We start from the raw sequence: 19239 nt of genomic DNA, 5'->3' as shown, positions 1-19239 counted from the left end.
GGGGCACCGGGCCGTACCCGCCCGAGGTGCGTGTCCTAGGCTTCCCTGCCATGACCGACGGCACGAATCCCCCGAGCAGCCCTCAGCCCGATCCCGCCCCCGGCAGCGGTTACGGGTTCCCGCCGGGACCGCCCGCCCGGGACGGTTACGGCTACCCGGCCGGCGGCGGCTACGGCCATCCGGCCGGCAGCGGCGGCTACGGCTATCCGCACCCCGGGCAGCAGCCGAACCCCTACCAGCAGGACCCGGGCGGTCAGCAGTGGCAGCCCGCGGGCACTCCGAGCCAGCCCGAGCAGCCCGGCCCGCCGGGGTTCACGAGGCTGGCCGGCCCGGACATACCCGGTGCGGCGCAGCAGCCGGACTGGGAGGCCATGGCCGAGCGCTCCGATGCCGAGCGGCGCCGGAAGAAGCTGTGGATGCTGGGTGGCACGGTGACCGTGCTGGCGCTCCTCGCCGGTGGTGGAACGTTCTTCCTGATGCGCGGCGACGACGCGCAGGACGCCCAGCCCTCGGCCTCGGTCTCGGTCTCGCCCGAGCCGGAGGACTCCAAGTCACCGACCGCGTACACCGCCACCGTGGCGGGTGACGACACCCTGCTGCGCGACAGCTACGGCCAGACCGGCATCCGGTTGGGCTCCGACCTGAAGGTCGGCGCGCTGGGCAAGCGCTTCCAGGTCGTCGGCAGGGGCAACGGGAACTCCTGGGGCCAGTCCGCCGAGCCGGTGGTCGACGTCACCAAGAGCTTCACGCTCACGGCCCGCGCCTACAGCTCCGCGACCAAGGGATCGCGGATCGTCATGAGCCAGGGCGACGGGGAGTCCTTCTCCTTCGAGCTGGGCGTCAACGAGGTGAAGGGCAAGAAGGCCTGGATCTTCCGTGTCCAGACGGGCGACAAGGGCGCGGCCGCGACCACGCGGACGGTGACGGCGGAGGGGCTGGAGGTCTTCAAGACGCCCACCCTGCTGATGGCCACGTACGACGCGGAGAAGAAGGCGATCGCCCTCTACGTGGACGGCAAGAAGGCCGGTGAGACCGAGGTGCCGCCCATCTGGCAGGCGCCCGGCCCGCTCCAGCTCGGCCGGTCCCGACACCACAACATCTGGACCGGGCCGTGGCAGGGCGGCCTGCACAACGTCAAGGTCTACGACATGGCGTTCACGGAGGAGCAGGCCGCCGGCTACAAGCAGGGCAAGCTCTCGCCGGCGCCGAAGCCGACCCACGGCTGGCTGCTCACCTGACCTGCCCTGACCTGCCCGGACCTGCCCGGACACGGCGACGCCGACCGGCCTCACGGGCCGGTCGGCGTGGTCACGACGTGTTCGGTACGGGTCAGATGGTGACGCCGTTGGTGCGCAGGAAGGCCACCGGGTTGAGGGCGGAACCGTAGTTCGGGGTGGTCCGGATCTCGAAGTGCAGGTGCGGACCGCTGGAGTTGCCGGTGTTGCCGGACAGGGCGATGCGCTGCTTGACGGCGACCTTCTGGCCGACCTTGACCTGGATCTTCGACAGGTGCGCGTACTGCGAGTACGTGTTGTTGGCGTGCTTGATGACGATGGCGTTGCCGTAGGCGGGACCGTCACCGCCGCCGTTCGGGCCGGCCTTGACGACCACACCGGCGGCCGCGGCCTTCACCGGGGTGCCGACCGGGACGGCGAAGTCCTGGCCGGAGTGCTTGCGGGCCCACATGCTGCCGCCCTTGCCGAAGGTCGCGGACAGCGTGTACTTCTCCAGCGGCTTGTCCCACAGCCCGGCCTTCTTCTTCGCCGCCGCGGCGGCGTCGGCACCGGCGGCGGGAGCCGCCTGCGGGGCGTCGGCGAAGGCGGCGGTCGTCCCGGCCCCGAGAGCCAGCACAGCACCGAGGGTTGCGCCGACGGTGATACGGGTAGAACGGGCGATGACGCGCTTCGCGGACATAGAGCAGACCTCCGGTGCCGGGGACAGGGGCGTTCACGCCCGTCTCGGGCATGAAGTGACCCGGCACGCTCAGCCATGTGCCGGGTGGGCTCATCTTTGGTAACCCGGATGTCCGGAGTTCCCCAAACGTCCTCGTTTACTACCGGGGCTCGTAGGCGCGCCAGGGTGACGTGTCCCGTTGACGGGGTTCTCCAGGGGCTCGACCCCTCCGGAAGGGCCTTATCGATCTACGAAACCCCGTAGTATGTCCGATTTGCCCTGTGCGGCTTGTCACCGGCCGCGCCCCCGGACCCGCGCCCCTGACGTGGCCGGACGTGACGGGCACCACGCACCGGGCCGGCGGACGTCGTGCGGGCCGCCGGGCGGGGTCCGGCGGTGGACGCCTGCGCCGGGTCCTCCGCCGACCGCCCGCCGCCGGGAGGCTCCCCGGCGGCGGGCGGTCGTCCGACATCAGGAGGCGCAGCCGGTGCGCTCCTCGGCCGTCATCGCTCGGGAGCGGGCGATGAGCAGGTCGTTCTTCCCGGTGGGCGCGCTGAAGACACTGTTCTTGACGACGACATGCCGGTACCTCTTCTTGGTACCGCTCCTGATCTTGGTGTCCGCCTCGAAGTCGAGCCGCAGGTCACCGGTGGCAGTGCCCATCTCCGCCGCCCTGCTGAACCAGCCCACGTTGCAGGCCGGAACCGGCAGGCTGTTCGTCTGCGAGGCGGTGCTCGACCGCGTCCACGTCTTGGTGTACTTGGCGGTCACCGCGACCTCCGCCGCGCCCCAGACGGCGGACTTCACCGACGAGCTCACCTCGAAGCTGTCCGAGCTCGTGACCGTGTCCGACCAGGCCAGGGTGTGGGTGACCGTGGTGGACGCGTAGTTGAGGACGCGGTCGCCCACCTGGTGCTCCGGCCCGGGGGCGGCCTGGTAGGAGGAGGGGGCGTAGCTGATCCTGCAGTCGTTCTCGTAGTAGGGCATCGGCGAGATCTGGTGCACGTCGTAGCAGATCTGCAAGGCCTTCGCCGCCAGCGGGTCACTGGCCTCCAGCGTCAGGGTGCGGCTCTGGGCCGCCGCGGCCGGTGTCGCGGCCAGTACCAGCATCCCGGCCGCGATCCCCGCAAGAACCGGTACCCGTCCGATTAATGGCATGCGCGTGTTTCCTTCCAGTGGTCGTCGAAGAGGAGGGCCGGCGGGCGTCGTCCGTACCCGCGACAGCGGTGGTGCGCCGGCTCGACGGCCATTCTGGGGCGCCGCCGCCCCCGTACGTGAGTGCTAGAACATGCACATGCCGCAAGAATCCTTCCACGGTCCCGCGGGGTCGCGCCCGCACCGGGTGGCGGTCCTCGTGGACGAGAACACCAATCCGTTCGAACTGGGCTGTGCCACCGAACTCTTCGGCCTGCCCCGGCCCGAACTGGGGCGCGACCTCTACGCGTTCGCGCTCTGCACGCCGGGCGACCGCGCGGTGATGCGAGGCCGCTTCTTCACCCTCACCGAGACGGCAGGCCTCGAAGCCGCCGAGGCCGCCGACACCCTCATCGTCCCGAGCAGACCGGACGTCACCCGCCCCCGCCACCCCGCCGTGCTGGACGCCATACGCCGCGCCCACGCGCGCGGCGCCCGACTGGTCTCCTTCTGCACCGGCGCGTTCGCCCTGGCCGAGGCCGGCGTACTCGACGGCCGCCGGGCCACCACGCACTGGCAGTGCGCGGAACTCCTGCGCTCCCGCTACCCCGACGTCCACGTACAGCCCGACGTCCTCTTCGTCGACGACGGCAGCATCCTCACCTCCGCGGGCAGCGCCGCCGCACTCGACCTCGGCCTGCACATCATCCGCCGCGACCACGGCGCGGAGACCGCCAACACCATCAGCCGCCGCCTGGTCTTCCCCGCCCATCGCGACGGCGGGCAGCAGCAGTTCATCGAGCGCCCCATGCCCGAGTTGCCCGACGAGTCACTGGCACCCCTGCTGGCCTGGGCACAGGAGCGGCTGGACGCCCCGCTCAGCGTCGCGGACCTCGCGGCCGAGGCTTCCGTCAGCACCACCACCCTGCACCGGCGATTCCGCACCCAACTGGGCACCACCCCGCGCGCATGGCTGACCGCGCAGCGCGTCACCCTCGCCCGCCGGCTCCTCGAACACGGGGTCACCCACGTCGACGCCGTCGCCCGCCGCAGTGGACTCGGCACCCCGGCCAACCTCCGCACCGTGCTGCGCCGCGAGACCGGGCTCACGCCGTCGGCTTACCGCCAGCGCTTCGGCCCGGGGACCCGGTAGCCCCGGGCGCCCCCGCCCGGTCCGGTCCGCCCCGCCCACTCCCGCGCGCCCGGTGCGGAGGCGCCCCCGCGGGCAACCGCGCCAAAGGGGCGGCCCCGGAACCGTGAGGTTCCGGGGCCGCCCCTTGTGTGGTGCTCGGTCGCACCTACGCGTTACGCGCCCTTCGACAGGTCCGGTCCGGAACCCGTGGCCTCGATCGGAGGCAGGTCCGGCAGGGCCGACTTCTCCTCGCCGCGGAAGGTGAACTTGGCTTCCTCGCCCTCACCCTCCTTGCCGACGACCACGATGTGACCGGGCCGCAGCTCGCCGAAGAGGATCTTCTCCGACAGCACGTCCTCGATCTCGCGCTGGATGGTCCGGCGCAGCGGCCGGGCACCCAGGATCGGGTCGTAGCCGCGCTTGGCGAGCAGGAGCTTGGCGTCGCCGCTCAGCTCGATGCCCATGTCGCGGTCCTTGAGGCGCTCGTCGACCTTCGCGATCATCAGGTCGACGATCTGGATGATGTCTTCCTCGGTGAGCTGGTGGAAGACGACCGTGTCGTCGACACGGTTCAGGAACTCGGGCCGGAAGTGCTGCTTGAGCTCTTCGTTGACCTTCGCCTTCATCCGGTCGTAGCCGGTCTTCGTGTCGCCCTGCGCCGCGAAGCCCAGGTTGAAGCCCTTCGAGATGTCCCGGGTACCCAGGTTGGTCGTCATGATGATGACCGTGTTCTTGAAGTCCACGACCCGGCCCTGGGAGTCGGTCAGGCGACCGTCCTCCAGGATCTGGAGAAGGGAATTGAAGATATCCGGGTGGGCCTTCTCGACCTCGTCGAAGAGGACGACGGAGAACGGCTTCCGGCGCACCTTCTCGGTGAGCTGGCCGCCCTCTTCGTAGCCCACGTAACCGGGGGGCGAGCCGAAGAGTCGGGAAACCGTGTGCTTCTCGCTGAACTCCGACATGTCGAGGGAGATCAGCGCGTCCTCGTCGCCGAAGAGGAATTCGGCGAGCGTCTTGGAGAGCTCGGTCTTACCGACACCGGACGGACCGGCGAAGATGAACGAGCCGCCCGGGCGCTTCGGGTCCTTCAGACCGGCACGGGTACGGCGGATCGCCTGGGAGAGCGCCTTGATGGCGTCCTTCTGGCCGATGACCCGACGGTGGAGCTCGTCCTCCATGCGGAGCAGTCGCGAGGACTCCTCCTCGGTGAGCTTGAAGACGGGAATGCCGGTCGCGGTCGCGAGGACCTCGGCGATGAGCTCGCCGTCGACCTCGGCGACGACGTCCATGTCGCCGGCCTTCCATTCCTTCTCGCGCTTGGTCTTCGCCGTGAGCAGCTGCTTCTCCTTGTCGCGGAGAGAAGCCGCCTTCTCGAAGTCCTGGGAGTCGATGGCCGACTCCTTGTCCCGGCGCACGGCCGCGATCTTCTCGTCGAACTCGCGGAGGTCCGGCGGCGCGGTCATCCGGCGGATGCGCATCCGGGAGCCGGCCTCGTCGATCAGGTCGATCGCCTTGTCCGGGAGGAAGCGGTCCGAGATGTAGCGGTCCGCCAGCGTCGCCGCCTGGACGAGAGCCTCGTCCGTGATGGAGACGCGGTGGTGGGCCTCGTAGCGGTCGCGCAGGCCCTTGAGGATCTCGATCGTGTGGGGGAGGGAAGGCTCCGCCACCTGGATCGGCTGGAAGCGGCGTTCGAGGGCCGCGTCCTTCTCAAGGTGCTTGCGGTACTCGTCGAGCGTCGTGGCACCGATGGTCTGGAGCTCACCACGGGCCAGCATGGGCTTGAGGATGCTGGCGGCGTCGATCGCGCCCTCGGCGGCGCCCGCACCCACGAGGGTGTGGAGCTCGTCGATGAACAGGATGATGTCGCCGCGGGTGCGGATCTCCTTGAGCACCTTCTTCAGGCGCTCCTCGAAGTCACCGCGGTAGCGGGAGCCGGCGACCAGGGCGCCGAGGTCAAGCGTGTAGAGGTGCTTGTCCTTGAGGGTCTCGGGGACCTCGCCCTTGACGATCGCCTGCGCCAGTCCCTCGACGACGGCGGTCTTGCCGACGCCGGGCTCGCCGATGAGGACCGGGTTGTTCTTCGTACGGCGGGAGAGCACCTGCATGACCCGCTCGATCTCCTTCTCGCGCCCGATGACCGGGTCGAGCTTGGATTCGCGGGCAGCCTGGGTGAGGTTGCGGCCGAACTGGTCCAGGACGAGCGAGGTCGAGGGCGTGCCCTCGGCCGGGCCGCCGGCCGTGGCCGACTCCTTGCCTCCGCCGGTGTAGCCGGAGAGCAGCTGGATGACCTGCTGCCGGACTCGGTTGAGATCGGCGCCCAGCTTCACGAGGACCTGGGCGGCGACGCCCTCGCCCTCGCGGATCAGGCCGAGCAGGATGTGCTCGGTGCCGATGTAGTTGTGGCCGAGCTGGAGGGCCTCTCGGAGCGAAAGCTCCAGGACCTTCTTCGCCCGCGGGGTGAAGGGGATGTGGCCGGACGGGGCCTGCTGGCCCTGACCGATGATCTCCTCAACCTGCTGGCGAACAGCCTCGAGCGAAATCCCGAGGCTCTCCAGGGCCTTAGCGGCGACACCCTCACCCTCGTGGATCAAGCCCAGGAGGATGTGCTCGGTGCCGATGTAGTTGTGGTTGAGCATCCGGGCTTCTTCCTGAGCCAGGACGACAACCCGCCGCGCGCGGTCGGTGAACCTCTCGAACATCGTTTATCGCTCCTCAGAGCGGTCGGGCAGTTCGGGGTCGGTCCCCGCCCTGTCCTTCCGCATGCTAGTCCCGTGGGGCGGGACAGCTCATTCCAACTGCCGACATCCGTCCACGGCTCACCCCTGCATCAGCGGGAAAACCGGCTTGAAGAGCCGACAACTGCTCCAACTCGATGGTGCGAGACGATGTTCCCGCAGGCCAGGCAGATACCCGTCATGCGTGTACGCCGACGGCGAACGGAAGCCGGTCAAATCAGCGTGTCGCCCCGATCCACTAGGAATGTCTTACCCGTACGGGCCGACACTCCATGCCGGTGACGCCGGTTCCCTCCGCTGAGGGCGAACAGAGTTTCGTCTCGAATGTGGGACTCCACCGCCGCGAACGTTTACTTTCCGCACATCCGTGAGTGCGGAACGTCACATCCACCGTAACCCCGAAGCGTTTCTGCAGTTGCTCCGGACATGCCCGTAACCGTGCTGCCGACCGTCCCGCCGCCCCGTGTCGCGCCCGGGGAGGACGCGTACGCCGCCTGGTACGGCAGGGTGCTCGGGTGGACCGTGACGGGCGGGCCGCCGGTCCAGCTCGTGACCGGCGTCGGCTTCGACGTGCTGGAGCTGCCGTCGGACGCGGGGGCGGCGCTGTTGCGCCGGCCGGTCGCCACGGGTCCGGTGGCCGTGATGGGTCGCCGGATGCGGTTCCTGGTGGCTCCGGGGAGCGCAGAGGAGCTCGACGGGCTGCTCGACTGGCTGGAGTGGGGCGGGGTCGCCCTGGATCTGACCGCCCTGGGTGAGGGCGGGCGGATCACCGCCCCGGCACCCCCGGGGCCGCCCCCCGGAGGAAGCCCCCGGGGGGCCGCTGTGTGGCTGCGACCCCCCGAGCAGGGGTGTGAGGCGCTGCTGCCGGCCCTGCCGGGCCCCGGGCGGCCCGCAGGGCCCGCTCGCCGGCCCGATCTCGTACGCCTGGTCGCGGCGGCGGCGACGGAGTGCCACCGGGCGCGCCTGGGGCGGCGTACGCAAGGGGTCCGTCAGCCCTTGGCCTTCTCGTAGGCCTCGCGGATCTCGGCCGGGACGCGTCCGCGGTCGTTCACGTTGTAGCCGTTTTCCTTGGCCCAAGCGCGGATCTCGGCCGTGTCCGGGTTCCCGGTCGCCGCGGAGGCGCGGCCCTTGGCGCGGGCCGCGGTGGCGCGGCCACCGGTGCGGCGGCCGCCCTTGGTGTACGGGTCGAGCAGACCGCGGAGCTTTTCAGCGTTGGCGGTGGTGAGGTCGATCTCGTAGGTCTTGCCATCCAGAGCGAACGTCACGGTCTCGTCCGCCTCGCCGCCGTCGAGGTCGTCGACAAGAAGGACCTGAACCTTCTGTGCCACCGGGATTTCCTTTCATCGAAAAGCAGTACGCGGAAAGGAAACCGCTTTTCCCTGGAAAACACAAACCCCCCGGGAGAGGTTCAGGACCGCAACGAGGCGGGAAACGTGCGCGATTCGGACATAGGCCTCAGGACCGCGGAGCGCCGGAAAAGCTGAGGCCATCGATCAGAGGTGCAGAAGCATCCGACTGTTGCCCAAGGTGTTCGGCTTCACTCGTTCGAGACCGAGGAACTCGGCGACGCCCTCGTCATAGGAACGCAACAGCTCCATGTAGACATCGGTGTCGACCGGGGTCTCGCCGATCTCGACGAAGCCGTGCTTCGCGAAGAACTCGACTTCGAAGGTCAGGCAGAAAACCCGGCTCACCCCGAGCGTGCGGGCGGTGCTCAACAACTGCCGGAGCACCTGGTGGCCGACGCCGGCGCCCTTCAAGTCGCGGTCGACGGCGAGAGTGCGCACCTCGGCCAGGTCTTCCCACATCACATGGAGTGCACCGCAGCCCACTACCTGTGCGTCGGAGTCGCGTTCCGCGACCCAGAACTCCTGGATGTCCTCGTAAAGGACGACCGGCGCTTTGTCGAGCAGGATCCGCTGCTGCACGTACTGGTCGAGGAGGCGGCGCAGCGCGGGAACATCGCGTGTGCGGGCACGGCGGATCGTCACTGTTTCTGCATGTGCAGAGGAAAACTCTCCCATGGCTGCGGACGCTATCGCCCCGCCGGACCCGGGTGCTCGGCGGACTCCTCTTGGCCTTCTGCCGGAGCGGGGTCGCCTTCCGCCGGAGCGGGATCGCCGTCCGCCGGCGCGGCGGGTTCGGCGGACGGTTCGAGGGGAGCTTCCGCGCGCGGTTGCGCCGGGGCTTCGGCGCCGGACTCGTCGTCGTACTGGACGACCCGGACGGCGTCCCGGAGGGCTTCGCGCTGTTCCGCGGACATCATGCCGAAGAAGGCGACGAGAGCGGCGGCGGGGTTGTCGCTCGTCGACCAGGCTTCGTTCATCAGTGCGGCCGAGTAGGCGGCGCGGGTGGAGACCGCGGTATACCGATAGGCGCGGCCCTCGGCTTCCCGCCGGACCCAGCCCTTCTGATGGAGATTGTCCATAACGGTCATGACCGTGGTGTACGCGATGGACCGTTCCTGCTGGAGGTCTTCCAGGACTTCCCGAACGGTGACCGGGCGGTTCCACTGCCACACCCGCGTCATGACGGCGTCTTCGAGTTCTCCCAAGGGGCGAGGCACAACAGCACGATAGTGCGGGTTGTGCGGAATTGCCCGACCATTCACCCGGCAACGCGCGGCAGAAATCGGGCGCACGGCCCATACGGGCGCATGCCCGCGCGGAGGCGCTCCGCGCCCGGAGCGCCCCGGAACGTGTCCTATGGGTCAGGCGACGGGCCGCGCCGGATCAAGGCGCATCGGACCGCACCGCGGGCTCAACCGGCACGACCTGAAAGAGACGGCCTAGTTCTGCTGCTGGCGGGCGGCTTCGGCCCGGGCGATCACGGCGTCGACCGCCGCGTCCTCCTTGGACTTGTTGGAGCCGCCCTGGCTCTTCACGATCGTCACGACGAGGGCGATGAAGAACGCGGCCATCACGAAGGGGGGCACGAGCGCGGAGACGTAGTCCATGCCCCCAGCGTAGCCACACTCAGCCCGGCCGGGCGGGGTGGGTGAGGGGTGCACCCCCGCCACCCCGGGCCGCCGCCCCGCGGCCCGCTCCGGCCGGACGCGCTCACACGACGGCGAGCCCGGACGCCGGGGGCGGGGTGGGCTTGCGGCGTGGCGGGAAGACCTCGCCGGGAGTGGGGACGGGCCGTTCGGGGCGCGGCCGCTCCTTGGGCGGCGCGGGAGCCGGTCGCGGCGGCTCCTCCCGGCCGCCCGCCAGGGACAGCCGGCGGGCGCGTGGTGCGCGGGCCGTGGCCAGACGTCGCCGTACGGAACGCTCTGCGACGGCCCGGGCCCGTTGCAGCAGTGCGGCGGCAGCCGGATCGGACCGGAGCGCGCGCAGGGCGGCGAGGTCGTCGGGGACCGGCTCGTAGCCGCCGGCGAGGGCCTCCCGGAGCAGCTCCAGGTAGCCGGAGAGACTGCCGGGCAGAGCGTTCCGGTAGCGGGCCAGATCGTCCAGGACGAAGGCTCTGAGCCGGCCCGCCTCCCGGGCCGCTTCGTCCACCGCCTGCGCGAGGCGCAGGCAGTCCTGGACCTCCTCGGCCGCCAAGGGGGCCGAGGAGGACTGAAGGGCGTGGGCGAGCGAACGCCTGAGCACGTGCAGCTCAGCAGCGCTGAACGCCATGCCGCCGCGGGATCCGTAGGGCGTGGGCATGGGGCCGAAGATACGCGCTAATCGGACAAAATCCCCTCAGGAGGGGTGGGTGCGGCGCGGCGCGGCCGGATGTCGGCACCGGCCTCAGCCGGTCTCCTTGACCGCGCGCAGGAAGTCCGCCCAGGCGGCCTGGGTGGTGGCGAGGACCAGGTGGGCGGGGTCGACGCGGTCGGCGACCTTCACGAGGGCGCCGGGGGCGACGGCGACGTAGACGCAGGCGTCGCCGGCACCGCAGAACGAGGACTTCCGCCACGCGGGCTGAGCAGTCATGGTGTCTCCTCCGGGCACGGTGGCCGGTAATTGCGGTCAAAGGACGGTAACGCCGCGGCCGGTCCTCACCGGCGACTTTCACGCAACTCGGCGTTTCGCCGCTGCCCCGAGAGGGTCCGGATGGTACGGCTCCGCGCAGTCGGGGCCGATTCGCCCGACCCCGGCAGGGAAGCGTTCCAGGCCCCGGCAAGGGCCGTTCCCGGCCGCGGCGGGAGCCGCTTCCGGCCGCGGCCGGGCGGCGTCAGATCCGGGCCACGAAGGCCGAGACCGCCTCGTGGACCTCGGACTCCGTCCAGGACAGGCCCGGCTCGGTGACCTCCAGCTCGGTCACCGCAAGGCCCGGCGGCCCCCCGGCCGACCAGCGGCGGAAGAAGACCGTGCCGGTCTCCTCCGCCTGCCGCAGGCCCGCTTCCGTCAGCCGGTCCGGGTCGTGGGGCAGCCATACCTGGAACTGGTGGGTGTGCGGCTCCTCGGGGTGGACACGCGCCCAGGGGACGCCGGCCTTCCCGAGGGCCTCGCGCAGAGCCCGGGCGACCATTCGTGCCTGGGCCACGTACGCCGGCAGCCGCGGGAGCTCCCGTTCGAGTCCGGCCAGCGCGGCCAGGGCCTGCGGGAACTGTCGGAAGATCTGGCCCCCGTAGCGGTGGCGCCAGACCCTGGTCTCCTCCACGAAATCCGACGGCCCGGCCAGGGCCGCCCCGCTCAGGCCGCCGAGCGACTTGTAGAACGAGACGTACACCGAGTCGGCCAGCCCGGCGATCTCCGGAAGCGGGCGGCCGAAGCGGACGGTGGACTCCCACAGCCGGGCGCCGTCGAAGTGGATCACCGCCTCCCGCTCCCGTCCCGCCTCCACCACCGCCCGCAGCTCCTCCCAGGTGGGCAGCAGGAACCCGGCCTCGCGCAGCGGCAGCTCCAGCATCAGCGTGCCGAAGGGCTCGCGGACCTCTTCGACCTCCTGCGCGGTCGGCTGGCGCGCCTCGGTCGTCGGGTGCACCACCCGCAGCCCGGAGACCACCGACAGGGCCTCGCCCTCCCACATCTCCGGGTGGCTCATCGGGTGCAGCGCGACGACCGGGTTCCCGGTCCGGCCGGCCCAGCAGCGCAGCGCGACCTGCTGCGCCATCGTGCCGCTGGGGAAGAAGGCGGCGTCCTGCGTCCCGAGCAGCTCCGCGACCCGCCGCTCCAGTTCCTCGACGATCCCGTCGCCGTAGAGGTCGGCCGGCGCGTCCATGTCGTGGTCGTACGGGCCCTGGGCGAGCCGCGCCAGCGACTCACCCAGCGTCGCCTCGCGCGGACTGCGGGTCAGGGTCCGGTCGGCCGCCCGCCAGGCGGCCACGAGCCGGGCCGTGCGTCGCGTTTCGTCGTCGCTGTCGCTCATGGCCCCTGATCCTCGCCCCTCGTCCCCGACCGGCCAAGAGCCCCACGGGCTAGCATGGCGGCGTAACGTCCGGTACCCCTGCGGACTGGAACGGAAGGCATTCCCCGCGTGAATCCATCACAGCAGCCACGCCCTGCCCGGCTGGCCGTCGGCGTCGTCGGGGCGGGCCGGGTCGGCCCCGCGCTGGCCCGTGCGCTCCAGCAGGCGGGCCACCGTCCCGTCGCCGTGTCGGGCGTCTCCGACGCATCCGTGCGCCGTGCCGCGCGCATGCTGCCCGACGTTCCGCTGGTGCCGCCCGCCCAGGTGCTGGAACTGGCCGACCTGGTCCTGCTGACCGTCCCCGACGACGCGCTCCCCGCGCTCGTGGAGGGACTCGCGGAGACCGGAGCGGTCCGGCCCGGCCAGCTCCTCGTGCACACCTCGGGCCGGTACGGGACCTCCGTGCTCGACCCGGCGCGCCGCGCGGGCGCCCTGCCGCTGGCCCTGCACCCCGCGATGACCTTCACCGGAACCGAGGTCGACGTGCAGCGGCTGGCCGGCTGCTCCTTCGGCGTCACCGCCCCCGACGAGTTGCGGCTGGCCGCCGAGGCCCTGGTCATCGAGATGGGCGGGGAGCCCGAGTGGGTCGCGGAGGAGAGCCGCGCGCTGTACCACGCGGCCCTCGCCCTCGGTGCGAACCACCTGGTCACGCTGGTCGCCCAGTCGCTGGAGCTGCTGCGCAAGGCGGGGGTCGCGCACCCCGACCGGATGCTCGGCCCGCTGCTCGGCGCGGCCCTCGACAACGCCCTGCGCTCCGGCGACGCGGCCCTGACCGGGCCGGTGGCCCGCGGTGACGCGGGGACGGTCGCCGCGCACGTAGCGGAGCTGCGCCGGCACGCGCCGGGCACGCTCGCCGGATACCTGGCCATGGCCCGCACCACTGCCGACCGGGCCCTCGCGCACGGTCTGCTCAAGCCCGAACTCGCCGAGGACCTGCTCGGCGTTCTCGCCGACACGGACCCTGACGGGGGCGATCAGTGACCGAGCTGCTGCTGCACACCGCCGACGAGCTGCACAAGCTGCCGCGCACCGGGCGGCGGGCCGTGGTGATGACCATGGGCGCCCTCCACGAGGGTCACGCCACCCTGATCCGCGCGGCCCGGGAGCAGGCCGGGCCCGAGGGGCAGGTCGTCGTCACCGTCTTCGTCAACCCGCTGCAGTTCGGGGCGGGTGAGGACCTCGACCGCTACCCCCGCACCCTCGACGCGGATCTGGCGCTCGCCGAAGAGGCGGGCGCCGACGCGGTGTTCGCCCCCGCGGTCGACGAGGTCTACCCGGGCGGCGACCCGCAGGTGCGGATCAGCGCCGGCCCGATGGGCGAGCGGCTCGAAGGGGCCACCCGCCCGGGCCACTTCGACGGGATGCTGACCGTCGTCGCCAAACTGCTCCACCTGACCCGCCCCGACCTGGCCCTCTTCGGCCAGAAGGACGCGCAGCAACTGGCGCTGATCCGGCGGATGGTGACCGACCTGAACTTTCCCGTCGAGGTGGTCGGTGTACCGACCGTCCGCGAGGAGGACGGCTTGGCGCTGTCGTCCCGCAACCGCTATCTCTCCCCCGCGGACCGGCAGACCGCCCTGGCGCTGTCCCGGGCGCTGTTCGCCGGCCGCGACCGGCTCGCCGCGCAGGCGGCGCTGAGGGCCCGTGCCGAGGCCGCCCCGGCCACCGACGAGCGCGCCACCGCTCTGGCCCGGCTGGGCGAGATCCGCGCCTCGGCCGACGCCCACGCCGTCTCGGCGGCCTGCGCGGGCCTGCCGGACGCGGTCCGGGCCGCGGCCAGCCACGTGCTGGACGACGCGGCCCGCTCGGAGCCGCCGCTCGTGCTGGACTACCTGGCGCTGGTGGACCCGCAGGACTTCACCGAGGCCGGTCCCGACTTCACCGGGCGGGCCGTGCTGGCCGTCGCCGCGAAGGTCGGCACGACCCGGCTGATCGACAACATCCCATTGGAATTCGGAGCACACTCGTGAGCACCCCTGCCAGAGGCCCCGTCGGCAGCACCGGCATACGGCTGCACGCGCCGGCGCCCGGCTGGTCCCTCGACGCCGACGTCGTGGTCGTCGGCTCCGGTGTGGCGGGTCTGACCGCCGCGCTGCGCTGCGCGGCCGCGGGCCGCCGTACCGTCGTGGTCACCAAGGCCCGGCTCGACGACGGCTCCACCCGCTGGGCCCAGGGCGGCATCGCCGCGGCCCTCGGCGAGGGCGACAGCCCCGAGCAGCACCTCGACGACACCCTGGTCGCGGGCGCCGGCCTGTGCGACGAGGGGGCCGTACGACTGCTCGTCACCGAAGGCCCGGACGCGGTACGCCGGTTGATCGACACCGGTGCGGTCTTCGACACCTCCGCCGAGACCGGTGAGATCGAGCTGACCCGGGAGGGCGGCCACCACCGCAGGCGGATCGCGCACGCGGGCGGCGACGCCACCGGCGCCGAGATCTCGCGGGCGCTGGTCGAGGCCGTGCACGCCGCGGGCATAGAGACGGTGGAGAACGCGCTCGTCCTCGACCTCCTCCAGGACGCGCAGGGCCGTACGGCCGGTGTCACCCTGCACGTCATGGGCGAGGGCCAGCACGACGGCGTCGGCGCCGTCCATGCGCCCGCCGTGATCCTCGCGACGGGCGGCATGGGCCAGGTCTTCTCCGCCACGACGAACCCTTCGGTGTCCACGGGCGACGGTGTGGCGCTCGCGCTGCGCGCCGGGGCCGAGGTCTCCGACCTGGAGTTCGTGCAGTTCCACCCGACGGTGCTGTTCCTGGGCCCGGACGCCGAGGGCCAGCAGCCGCTGGTCTCGGAGGCCGTCCGCGGCGAGGGCGCCCACCTCGTCGACGCCGACGGCGTGCGCTTCATGGTCGGTCAGCACGAGCTGGCCGAGCTGGCCCCGCGCGACATCGTCGCCAAGGGCATCATGCGCCGCATGCAGGAGCAGGGCGCACAGCACATGTACCTGGACGCCCGGCATTTCGGTGCGCGGATGTGGGAGCAGCGCTTCCCGACGATCCTGGCCGCCTGCCGCGCGCACGGCATCGACCCGGTGACCGAGCCGATCCCGGTGGCGCCCGCCGCGCACTACGCCTCCGGCGGCGTCCGGACCGACCTGCACGGCCGCACGACCGTCCCCGGCCTGTACGCCTGCGGCGAGGTCGCCTGCACGGGCGTGCACGGCGCGAACCGGCTGGCCTCCAACTCCCTGCTGGAGGGGCTGGTCTTCGCCGAGCGGATCGCCGAGGACATCGCCGCGCAGGAGTACGGCGGCGGCGGCCCCGGCGTCCCGGTGCCCTCGACCGGTCCGCTGCAGCCCGCCGGGGCCCGGTACGAGGTCCAGCGGATCATGACGGACGGCGCGGGCGTGCTCCGCTCCGCCCGCTCGCTGGCGGCGGCGGCCGAGGCCCTCGAAGGGCTGTACGCCACCGCCCTGAACGATCTCGAAGCACACGGCAAGACCGCCGAACCCGGTGTGGACACCTGGGAGGCCACGAACCTGCTGTGCGTGGCGCGGGTCCTGGTCGCCGCCGCACGGCGCCGCGAGGAGACCCGCGGCTGCCACTGGCGCGAGGACCACCCGGACCGGGACGATGCCCGGTGGCGCCGCCACCTCGTGGTCCGGCTCTCGGACACCGAGAAGCGGGCCCTGGTCGTCGTACCCACCGACTCCGCGGACTTCCCGTCCGCGCACCCCCTGAGCACCCCGAGCCTGGAGCAGTGACCGTGAGCACCCCCGAACTTCCCCTCATCGACCAGAACGACGGCGGCTGCGGCGACGACTGCGCCTGCGGCGACGGCGAGGAGAGCGGCCTCGACCCGGCGCTGGCCCAGCTGCTCGCGGACGCGGGCCTGGACCCGATCGAGGTCGAGGACATCGCCCACATGGCGCTCTCCGAGGACCTCGACGGAGGCGTGGACGTCACCACCGTGGCCACGGTCCCCGAGGACGCCGAGGCCATCGCCGACTTCGTCGCCCGCGAGGACGGCGTCGTGGCGGGCCTGCGCATCGCCGAGGCGGTGTTCTCCGTGGTGTGCACGGAGGCCTTCGAGGTGGAACGGCACGCGGAGGACGGTGACACCGTCAAGGCCGGCGAGGTGCTGCTGTCGGTCCGCGCCCGCACCCGAGACCTGCTGACGGCCGAGCGGAGCGCGCTGAACATCCTGTGCCGGCTCTCGGGCATCGCGACGGCCACCCGCCGCTGGGCGGACGTCCTGGAGGGCACGCAGGCCAGGGTCCGCGACACCCGCAAGACCACGCCGGGCCTGCGCTCGCTGGAGAAGTACGCGGTCCGCTGCGGCGGCGGCGTCAACCACCGCATGTCCCTCTCGGACGCGGCGCTGGTCAAGGACAACCACGTGGTCGCCGCGGGCGGCGTCGCGCAGGCCTTCACCGCGGTGCGCGAGGCGTTCCCGGAGGTCCCGATCGAGGTCGAGGTCGACACGATGCACCAGGTACGCGAGGTCCTGGACGCGGGCGCGGACCTGATCCTGCTGGACAACTTCACGGTCCCGGAGACCGAGGAGGCCGTCACGCTGGTGGCCGGCCGCGCGGTGCTGGAGTCCTCGGGCCGGCTGACCCTGGACACCGCCCGGGCGTACGCGGAGACCGGGGTGGACTACCTGGCGGTCGGCGGGCTGACCCACTCCTCGCCGATCCTGGACATCGGTCTCGATCTGCGCGAGGCGGTGTAACCGGTGCTCCTCACCATCGATGTGGGCAACACCCATACGGTCCTGGGCCTGTTCGACGGTGACGAGATCGTCGAGCACTGGCGCATCTCGACCGACCCGCGGCGCACGGCCGACGAGATGGCCGTGCTGATGCAGGGCCTGATGGGCATGCACCCGATGCTCGGCAGCGAGCTCGGCGACGGGATCCACGGCATCGCGATCTGCGCGACGGTGCCGTCGGTCCTGCACGAGCTGCGCGAGGTCACCCGGCGCTACTACGGCGACGTGCCGGCGGTGTTGGTGGAGCCGGGCATCAAGACGGGCGTGCCGATCCTGATGGACAACCCGAAGGAGGTCGGCGCGGACCGCATCATCAACGCGGTCGCGGCGGTCGAGCTCTACGGCGGGCCGGCGATCGTCGTCGACTTCGGTACGGCGACCACCTTCGACGCGGTGTCCGCCAAGGGTGAGTACGTGGGCGGGGTGATCGCCCCGGGGATAGAGATCTCGATGGAGGCACTCGGCGTACGGGGCGCCCAGCTGCGCAAGATCGAGCTGGCCCGGCCGCGCCACGTGATCGGCAAGTCCACGGTCGAGGCGATGCAGTCGGGCGTGATCTACGGCTTCGCGGGCCAGGTCGACGGGGTCGTGGCCCGGATGGCCAAAGAGCTGGCCGGGCCACACGGGGATCCGGAGGACGTCCGGGTCATCGCGACCGGCGGCCTGGCCCCGATGGTGCTGGGCGAGTCGTCGGTGATCGACGACCACGAGCCGTGGCTGACGCTGATCGGGCTGCGGCTGGTCTACCAGCGCAACGCACCGAACTTCCAATGACGCTGCCGGGACCGGGGCCGTACCCCGTGGGTGCGGTCCCGGTCCCGTCAGGCGTGGACCTCGACCCACAGCAGCTTCCCCCCTGCCTTCCCGTACAGCCCCGTCCCGCCGAGCGGATAGCCGCCCCAGTTGGCGGCGTACGCCCGCACGAGGAACAGCCCGCGCCCCCGTTCGGCGCCCGGCCGCGGCGCCGCGACGGGTGAGTCCGCCCCGAAGGGCGGAGGGATGTGGGGATTGCTGTCCCAGACGCTGACCCGCAGCCGGGCGGACCCCATGGCCCGGAGCCGGAGGGTGTACGGGCCGTCCGAGTAGAGGTAGGCGTTGGCCAGCAGCTCACCGGCCAAGAGCTCGGCCCTCTCCACGAGCGCGCTCATCGCGTGCGTCCGGAGCACGGAGCGCAGGGTCTGGCGGGCGAGGCCGGGGGCGCGGGGATCTTGCGGGAGTTGCAGGCTGTAGGCCCACGACGGAGATACGGTGGCAGGCATGGAAGTCTCCGATCACGGAGGGGTGTTGGTCGCTTTGCGCTTGCTGCCCGGTGACCGTGCCGCTCCGTCGAGCGGGGTACTTCCGGGCGGGGTGGCCTGCGTTCCAGACTAGACGCCACCAAAGATTCTTTGCGCGAATCTAAGGTCTTCGATCCGGAATTCCCTCGTGTGAGTGAGGAGTGAAACATGGTCGCCCGCCCCGTACCAACGGCCCGTCGCGCCCGGCTCGCCGCTGAACTGCGCAAACTCCGCGAGCGGGCCGGTATGACCGCCACCGAGGCCGCGGCCGCGATCGGCACCAGCTCGGGTCAGCTGAGCAACGTGGAAACCGCCAGGTTCGGAGTGAGCCCCGACCGCGTCCGTGCCATGGCACGCGTGTACTCGGTCTGCGACGCACAACTCGTGGACGCGCTCGCCTCGATGGCCGCCGACCGTACGAACGGCTGGTGGGAGCAGTACCGAGAGGTACTTCCGCCCAGCCTCCTGGACCTGGCCGAGCTTGAACACCACTCGTTGGCACTGCGCGCCGCCTATACAGCCCACGTCCCAGGCCTTCTACAGACGGCGGACCACGCGCGGGAAGTCTTCCGGCAGGTGGTCCCGGAACTGACCCCTCCCGAGGTCGAGCACCGGGTTTCCCACCGGATCAAGCGGCAGGACGTGCTCTACCGCAGCGATCCCATCCCCTATACGGCGATCATCCACGAGGCGGCCCTGCGGATGCGGTTCGGCGGACACGCCGTCGTCAAGGGACAGCTCGTCCATCTCATCGAGATGGCACAGCGAAGCCAAGTCCGCATCCTGGTGATCCCCTTCGAGGCGGGATCATTCCCCGGTGCCGGCCAGTCGATCTACTACGCGCACGGTCCCGTGCCACAGCTCGACACAGTCCACCTCGACCAGTCACACGGTCCGGCGCTGGTGGACGCCGAGGCCCGGTTGGACGGATACCGGCTCCTCCTTGGCCGCATGGAGACCATGGCCCTCAACCGCGAGAAGAGCAGCGAGTTCATCCACAACATCCTGCGCACCCTGTGAA

20 protein-coding genes are annotated in these 19239 nt (G+C 71.4%); 9 read left to right on the top strand and 11 right to left on the bottom strand.

Features of this window, described 5'->3' with window-relative positions; genetic code table 11:
- Positions 1-50: 50 nt before the first annotated feature.
- Positions 51-1238, top strand: coding sequence for a LamG-like jellyroll fold domain-containing protein (locus tag R4Z63_RS18000; RefSeq protein ID WP_384454806.1), 1188 nt, complete (start codon positions 51-53; stop codon positions 1236-1238).
- 91 nt (positions 1239-1329) lie between these two features.
- On the opposite strand, the gene R4Z63_RS17995 is transcribed toward R4Z63_RS18000, so the two are convergent.
- Both R4Z63_RS17995 and R4Z63_RS17990 read right to left on the bottom strand, forming a co-directional pair.
- Complete coding sequence (locus R4Z63_RS17995; protein ID WP_037921230.1) at positions 1330-1914, bottom strand: M23 family metallopeptidase; 585 nt, start codon at positions 1912-1914, stop codon at positions 1330-1332.
- A gap of 450 nt (positions 1915-2364) precedes the next feature.
- The gene (locus R4Z63_RS17990; RefSeq protein WP_157840232.1) at positions 2365-3051 is read right to left on the bottom strand and encodes a hypothetical protein; all 687 of its coding nucleotides are present in this window, start codon (positions 3049-3051) and stop codon (positions 2365-2367) included.
- A 136-nt stretch (positions 3052-3187) separates the two neighbouring features.
- Here R4Z63_RS17990 and R4Z63_RS17985 point away from each other — a divergent pair, with 136 nt between their 5' ends.
- On the top strand, positions 3188-4180 hold the full coding sequence (locus tag R4Z63_RS17985; protein WP_384456641.1) for a GlxA family transcriptional regulator: 993 nt from the start codon (positions 3188-3190) through the stop codon (positions 4178-4180).
- Between the two features lie 152 nt (positions 4181-4332).
- Here the strand turns inward: R4Z63_RS17985 and R4Z63_RS17980 are convergent, their stop codons facing one another.
- Entirely contained in the window at positions 4333-6858 is a 2526-nt protein-coding gene (locus tag R4Z63_RS17980) for an ATP-dependent Clp protease ATP-binding subunit (RefSeq protein WP_037921221.1), read from the bottom strand.
- 474 nt (positions 6859-7332) lie between these two features.
- Here R4Z63_RS17980 and R4Z63_RS17975 point away from each other — a divergent pair, with 474 nt between their 5' ends.
- Complete coding sequence (locus tag R4Z63_RS17975; protein ID WP_052030521.1) at positions 7333-7905, top strand: SCO3374 family protein; 573 nt, start codon at positions 7333-7335, stop codon at positions 7903-7905.
- Here R4Z63_RS17975 and R4Z63_RS17970 read toward each other — a convergent pair.
- From R4Z63_RS17970 to R4Z63_RS17940, 7 genes are all read right to left on the bottom strand, one after another.
- Positions 7884-8222: a histone-like nucleoid-structuring protein Lsr2 gene (locus R4Z63_RS17970; RefSeq protein WP_037921217.1), complete on the bottom strand. Its 339-nt coding sequence runs from the start codon at positions 8220-8222 to the stop codon at positions 7884-7886. The genes R4Z63_RS17975 and R4Z63_RS17970 overlap by 22 nt on opposite strands.
- A gap of 165 nt (positions 8223-8387) precedes the next feature.
- Positions 8388-8918 carry an amino-acid N-acetyltransferase gene (locus R4Z63_RS17965; protein ID WP_037921215.1) on the bottom strand — a complete coding sequence of 177 codons (531 nt, stop codon included), beginning with the start codon at positions 8916-8918 and terminating at the stop codon, positions 8388-8390.
- Between the two features lie 11 nt (positions 8919-8929).
- A complete protein-coding gene (locus R4Z63_RS17960; protein WP_384455484.1) occupies positions 8930-9460 on the bottom strand; it encodes a BlaI/MecI/CopY family transcriptional regulator in 531 nt (176 codons plus the stop codon).
- A gap of 222 nt (positions 9461-9682) precedes the next feature.
- Positions 9683-9850, bottom strand: coding sequence for a hypothetical protein (locus R4Z63_RS17955; RefSeq protein ID WP_030027391.1), 168 nt, complete (start codon positions 9848-9850; stop codon positions 9683-9685).
- 103 nt (positions 9851-9953) lie between these two features.
- Positions 9954-10541, bottom strand: a complete 588-nt coding sequence (locus R4Z63_RS17950) for a hypothetical protein (RefSeq protein WP_037921210.1) — start codon at positions 10539-10541, stop codon at positions 9954-9956.
- A gap of 84 nt (positions 10542-10625) precedes the next feature.
- Positions 10626-10811 (bottom strand): DUF397 domain-containing protein, encoded by a 186-nt coding sequence (locus tag R4Z63_RS17945; protein WP_037921209.1) that lies wholly within the window; start codon positions 10809-10811, stop codon positions 10626-10628.
- Positions 10812-11052: 241 nt separating this feature from the next.
- Positions 11053-12189, bottom strand: coding sequence for a threonine aldolase family protein (locus R4Z63_RS17940; RefSeq protein ID WP_384455480.1), 1137 nt, complete (start codon positions 12187-12189; stop codon positions 11053-11055).
- Between the two features lie 108 nt (positions 12190-12297).
- Between R4Z63_RS17940 and R4Z63_RS17935 the strand changes: the two genes are divergently transcribed.
- The 5 genes from R4Z63_RS17935 to R4Z63_RS17915 are packed head-to-tail and all read left to right on the top strand — an operon-like array spanning position 12298 to position 17715.
- Positions 12298-13209 carry a Rossmann-like and DUF2520 domain-containing protein gene (locus tag R4Z63_RS17935; protein WP_384455477.1) on the top strand — a complete coding sequence of 304 codons (912 nt, stop codon included), beginning with the start codon at positions 12298-12300 and terminating at the stop codon, positions 13207-13209.
- Positions 13206-14198 (top strand): pantoate--beta-alanine ligase, encoded by a 993-nt coding sequence (gene panC / locus R4Z63_RS17930; protein ID WP_384455474.1) that lies wholly within the window; start codon positions 13206-13208, stop codon positions 14196-14198. Before R4Z63_RS17935 ends, panC begins: the two co-directional genes overlap by 4 nt.
- The gene (locus R4Z63_RS17925; protein ID WP_384455471.1) at positions 14195-15931 is read left to right on the top strand and encodes an L-aspartate oxidase; all 1737 of its coding nucleotides are present in this window, start codon (positions 14195-14197) and stop codon (positions 15929-15931) included. Before panC ends, R4Z63_RS17925 begins: the two co-directional genes overlap by 4 nt.
- A 2-nt stretch (positions 15932-15933) precedes the next feature.
- A complete protein-coding gene (nadC, locus tag R4Z63_RS17920) occupies positions 15934-16902 on the top strand; it encodes a carboxylating nicotinate-nucleotide diphosphorylase (RefSeq protein WP_037921199.1) in 969 nt (322 codons plus the stop codon).
- A 3-nt stretch (positions 16903-16905) separates the two neighbouring features.
- Positions 16906-17715, top strand: coding sequence for a type III pantothenate kinase (locus R4Z63_RS17915; protein ID WP_037921197.1), 810 nt, complete (start codon positions 16906-16908; stop codon positions 17713-17715).
- Between the two features lie 47 nt (positions 17716-17762).
- Here the strand turns inward: R4Z63_RS17915 and R4Z63_RS17910 are convergent, their stop codons facing one another.
- A complete protein-coding gene (locus R4Z63_RS17910; protein ID WP_384455467.1) occupies positions 17763-18200 on the bottom strand; it encodes an ATP-binding protein in 438 nt (145 codons plus the stop codon).
- Positions 18201-18386: 186 nt separating this feature from the next.
- On the opposite strand from R4Z63_RS17910, the gene R4Z63_RS17905 reads away from it, so the two are divergent.
- Positions 18387-19238: a helix-turn-helix domain-containing protein gene (locus R4Z63_RS17905; RefSeq protein WP_037921193.1), complete on the top strand. Its 852-nt coding sequence runs from the start codon at positions 18387-18389 to the stop codon at positions 19236-19238.
- The last annotated feature ends 1 nt before the right edge of the window (position 19239 follow it).

This window comes from Streptomyces sp. PL-29, assembly GCF_058344425.1.
The sequence above is the reverse complement of the archived record's forward strand: the minus strand, read 5'-3'. Positions and strand labels throughout refer to the sequence as shown.